General features: G+C 71.9%; 2 protein-coding genes and 1 pseudogene. 1 reads left to right on the forward strand and 2 read right to left on the reverse strand.

Annotation, left to right across the window (positions count from 1 at the left end; all coding sequences use genetic code 11):
* Positions 1 to 777: pseudogene (locus AX685_RS08975) on the forward strand (glycosidase); the annotation flags it as partial.
* On the opposite strand, the gene AX685_RS08980 reads toward AX685_RS08975, so the two are convergent.
* Complete coding sequence (locus AX685_RS08980) at positions 749 to 2,080, reverse strand: hypothetical protein (RefSeq protein ID WP_156445738.1); 1,332 nt, start codon at positions 2,078 to 2,080, stop codon at positions 749 to 751. The pseudogene AX685_RS08975 and the gene AX685_RS08980 overlap by 29 nt on opposite strands.
* Positions 2,077 to 3,984, reverse strand: a 1,908-nt coding sequence (locus tag AX685_RS08985) for an OPT family oligopeptide transporter (protein WP_082740749.1), incomplete at its 5' end; no start/stop codon positions are given. The genes AX685_RS08980 and AX685_RS08985, both read right to left, overlap by 4 nt.

Here is a 3,984-nt window from a genome sequence, read left to right on the forward strand (position 1 = left end):
CCGCCGTTCGCGACCGCCACCGACGCGGTCGGCAGCGACGAGGAACAGATGCCGAGTGGCCCGGTGACCGTCTATCGTCACCGCGACAGCACGCTGTCGGGCACGGTGATCTTCCCGATCACCGAGGCGCAGTCGAAGGGGCTGGAGGACCTGCGGCTGGTGCAGTTCCACCATGACGACGGCAGCGTCGAATGGCTGGGCACCTATACCGCCTATAACGGCAGCGCGATCCAGTCGGAGCTGATGCGGACCAAGGATTTCCGCGCCTTCGACCTGGTGCCGATGACCGGCAGCGCATCGCGCAACAAGGGGATCGCGCTGTTCCCGCGCAAGGTCGGCGACCAGTATCTGGCGATCGGCCGGCAGGACGGCGAGAACCTGTACCTGCTCAAGACCGACGACCTGACCGTCTGGGACGGCGGCGAGTTGATCCTGAAGCCGGTGTTTCCGTGGGAGTTCGTGCAGATCGGCAATTGCGGCCCGCCGATCGAGATCGACGAGGGCTGGCTGCTGCTGACCCATGGCGTGGGCGCGATGCGCAAATATTCGATCGGCGCGGTGTTGCTGGACAAGGACAATCCGGCGCGGGTGCTGGGGCGCACGCGCTCGCCAATCCTGGCGGCGGCGGACCAGGACCGCGAAGGCTATGTCCCCAACGTCGTCTACACTTGTGGCGCGATGAAGCACGGCGACAAATTGTTCATGCCCTATGGCATCGCCGACAGCTCGGTCGGGTTCGCGTTCGTGTCTATCGCGGAGCTGCTGTCGAAGATGTGAGCGCCGTTGTGAGCTGGGGCAGCCAGGCGGGGTCGATCGTCTCCAGCATCGGCGCCTGATCGTCGAAGCGCAGCCCGGCGCGCCCCGCCACCGCCGCGGACAGCGCGACCGCCCGCAGCGCGCCGGCGGGCTGGCGACGGGCTAGCGTGTCGGCGGCGTCGGAAGCCCCCGCTGCGGCGAGCAACTGGACGAGGTGGACGCGCCGGCCGGTGTCGCCGCCGCGTTCGTCGGCCCGATAGGGCGGCAACGCGGCGGCGGCTTGATTCAGCAGGCGCTGCGCCGTCGCGCGGTCCCCGGCCCGCAGCCGCTGGCGCGCGATCTGGAGAACGGTGTCGACCAGCAGGAAGGGCGTGGCCGTTTCCTGCCGGGCGCGGGCGAGCGCGTCGTCGGCGCGGCCGGCGGTGAGCGACAGCGCGACCGCCGTCTCGGCATCGAGGCCGGCGGGGCACAGCCGACGGAACAGCGGCGTAGCGCTCGCCCGATCGATGAAGGTGCCGACCGCCGGAACAGGGTTTCCGACGTTGCCGAGGCCACCGAGCGCTAGGCCGCCGATCGGCCCGAACCAGCCGAAGCAATCGTCCGACAGGCGGGGCGGCGTGTCGGCCATCGTATCGAATACCGCCATCGCCGCATCGACGTCGCCGGCCGCCAGCATCAGGCGGATCGCCGCCGCCTTGTCGTCGAAGGTACGCGTGGCGCGGGCGGCGGTGAGCGCGGCGGCGCGCTCGCCCAGCCGGTAGCGCGCCTGCGGCGTCGCCAGCAGCGCGGCGACCGCCGGGTCCGGGCGGCGCGCCTGTTCGGCGGCGACGAAGCGCAGATCATCCGCGTCGCCATAGCCGTGCACCAGCATCGCCAGTACGCCGCGGCGCACCCCGGTATCGCGCAGCCGCGATGCCACACCGCGGACCAGGGCGGCATCGGGCAGGCCGATCCAGTGGAAGTCCCGCTCCAGCAGGCAGGCGCGCGCCCAGTCGTCGATCGCGGCGTCGGGGGCGGTATCGCAGCGTGCGTCCGGGAAAGCGGTGCGCAGCGGGACGTAGCGGGGTGGCGCCGGGACGGTGCCGGGGGGTATCTCGTCCTTGCCGCCGTCGGTCATCGCGCGGGCGGCGCGAATGCCGACGTCGGGGTGCCCCGACCAGCGCAGGTTGCGTGATATCGCGCGCAGCACCGCGTCGCGGGGATAGCCGGGCGGGAGCGTCAACGCCTCCGCCACCGCCGCCTCCGCCTGCTCATCGGGTGCGGTATCGGGGGCCGGCGCGGCGCCGAGCAGCGCGAGCGCCGCCAGTGCCGCGCGCCACGTCATGCCGCCAGCCGCCGCGTGCGCCGGTACAGCCACCACGCGATCGCCGCGAACAGCAAGGTGCCCGCGATCAGCGCGGGCGTCTCGAACCCGTCGACCAGCGCGAGCGGCGCGTCATTGCCCGCTTCGTAGACGATGCCGGCGAAGACGACGTTCCACAGGCTTTCGCCGACGATCATCCCCGTCGCGGTCAGCACGCCCAGCCGCTTCGTGCCCTCCACATCGGCGCGCCCGTCCGCCCAGCGATCGTAGAAGTGGCCGATCACGGTGCCGACGACGACGGTCAGCGTCGCCGCCATCGGCAGATAGATGCCCAGCCCGACGCCGAGCGGGGGCAGGCGCATCCGGCCCATGCGTCCCAGCAGTTCGTCGACCGCGATGATCGCCACGCCGGTCGCCGCGCCCCAGCCGATCATCGTCCAATTGAGGTCGCCGCCCAGCACGCCCTGTGCCAGCGCGGAGATCAGCGCCGCCTGCGGCGCGGCGAGTGCATTGGCGCCGGCGCCGGGCATCCCCGCGAACCCGAACGAGGTGTAGAGCAATTGCAGCACCGGCGGCACCACCAGCGATCCGAAGCCGACGCCGATCACCAGCGCGACCTGTTGCTTCCACGGCGTCGCGCCGACCAGCTGCCCGGTCTTCAGATCCTGGAGATTGTCGTTGGAGATGGTCGCGACGCCGAAGACGATGCCGGTGACGATCAGCGCATAGGCGACCAGCGCCGAGGTTTCCTGCGCGCCGCCGCCGCGCCCGAACCAGCCGACCAGCATCAGCGATGCGGCGATGACCGACAGGATGCCGATCCCCGACACCGGCGAATTGGACGCGCCGATCAGCCCGGCCATATAGCCGCACACCGCCGCGATCACGAGGCCGACGACCAGCACGAACAACAGGCTGGCCGCGATCAGCAGCCATGCGCTGCCCGCCAGCGGCCCGCCCGCCAGCACGCCGTGCAGCAGCAGCGCGATCGGCACCAGCACCGCCAGCGTGCCGCCCGCGATGACCGCGAACGGCAGGTCGCGTTCCTCCAGCGCGACGCCCATGCCGCGTGCGCCGCGCGATGCCGCCAGCGATGCGCGCAGCCCGCCCGCGACCGGCCCGGCGATCCGCACCAGCGTCCAGATCGCCGCGACCCCGATCACCCCCGCGCCGAAGAAGCGCACGTCGTTGCGGAACACGGTGTTGGCCCATTGCGCGACGTCGCCCGCCTGCGGCGCGGCGGCGGTCAGGATCGGCAGCACGATCCACCAGCCGATCGCGACGCCGGCCAGGATCGCCAGCCCCGCCGACAGCCCGATCAGGTGGCCGGCACCCAGCAACGCGAACGACAGCCCGCCGACCACCCCGGTCGCGCCCGCGCCGACGCGGAAGAAGGTGGCGGCTTCCGCCGCGACCAGCTTCGTCTGGGTCAGGATCGCGAAGCCCGCCGAAGCGAGCGTGCTGGCGAGGATCGCGGACAGGCCCTTCGCGCTGTCCGCGCCGCCGGTGCGGCTTTCCTCGCCGACCTTCAGCACCTCCGCCGCGGCGCGGCCCTCCGGGTAGGGCAGGTCGGTGTCGACCACCAGCGCGCGGCGCAGCGGGACGGAGAACATCACCCCCAGCACGCCGCCGGTGGCGGTGATCGCGGCGGTGGTGAGGAAGGGGAACCCCTGCCAGTAACCGACCATCACCAGGCCGGGCAGGACGAAGATGATCGCCGCCAGCGTCCCCGCCGCCGACGCCACCGTCTGGACGATGTTGTTTTCGAGGATCGACGAGCCGCGGAACGCGCGCAGCACCGCCATCGAGATCACCGCGGCGGGGATCGAGGTGGCGAAGGTCAGCCCGATCTTCAGCCCCAGATAGACGTTGGCGGCGGTGAACAGCAGCGTGATCGCGCCGCCCAGCAGGATGCCGCGCAGCGT

The organism is Sphingomonas sp. CCH9-F2 (assembly GCF_001556735.1).
Classification (GTDB): Bacteria; Pseudomonadota; Alphaproteobacteria; order Sphingomonadales; family Sphingomonadaceae; genus Sphingomonas; species Sphingomonas ginsenosidimutans.